Source organism: Thiorhodococcus mannitoliphagus, from assembly GCF_010915725.1.
Taxonomy (GTDB): domain Bacteria; phylum Pseudomonadota; class Gammaproteobacteria; order Chromatiales; family Chromatiaceae; genus Thiorhodococcus; species Thiorhodococcus mannitoliphagus.
Genome location: NZ_JAAIJR010000383.1, coordinates 1 through 805, shown reverse-complemented (window position 1 = coordinate 805; position 805 = coordinate 1). Strand labels below are relative to the sequence as shown.

Annotated in this window: 1 protein-coding gene; it reads left to right on the top strand. The window is 61.4% G+C overall.

The genetic code is table 11. The features are described from left to right. The first annotated feature begins 1 nt into the window (after position 1). Complete coding sequence (locus tag G3480_RS27010) at positions 2 to 790, top strand: ISAs1 family transposase (protein ID WP_420824647.1); 789 nt, start codon at positions 2 to 4, stop codon at positions 788 to 790. Positions 791 to 805 lie beyond the last annotated feature (15 nt).

The window sequence follows — 805 nt, the reverse complement described above, 5'->3', positions numbered from 1 at the left end:
TATCCTCGGTGTCGTCGGACATCAAACGCAGCGCTGTCACACCCAAAAAAAAGTCGCCTCTCTGCCTGTCGATGGCAGCGATGAACTCAAGCGTACCAACGAGATCGGGATGGCGATCCCGGTGCTCGAACCGCTCGACATCGCCGGCAAGACCATCACCGCCGACGCCCTGCTCACCCAGCGCAAGCTCGCCGAGTATCTGGTCGAACGCGGTGCGCATTTTCTCTTCACCGCCAAGGACAACCAACCGACGCTCAGCGCCGATATCCGCCTGCACTTCGCCGAGCGCGCCGAGGCGGATTTCCGTGAGCCTTGGTCCCTGCACCACGGGCGCCTCGAACGTCGTTCCATTTGGACCTCGACGGCGCTGAACGCCTCTCTCGACTTCCCCCACGTCGGTCAGATCTTCGCCATTGAGCGACACACCATCGAGAAGAAGACCGGCAAGGTCTCTATCGAGACGGTCTACGGTGTCACTGATCACACCCCCGACAGCGCCGATCCCGCGCGTCTGCTCGGCTTTAACCGTGGGCACTGGGGTGTCGAGGCTCATCACTGGATCCTTGACTGGAACTGGGACGAGGATCACTGCACCATCCGCACCGGCCACGGACCCGAAAACATCACCCGCCTGCGCCGCTTCGCCATCGGGCTGATCAAAGCGAAATCGAACGATTCCGTCTCGGCAACCATTGACAAACTCGCCCGTAAAGTCCGTCGTGTCTGCGACTATCTGGGCATGACGGCAAACTCCGCTCCCCGCGCCGCCCAATCAGCGCCTGCAGGTTAGAACGGATTTGCCGTG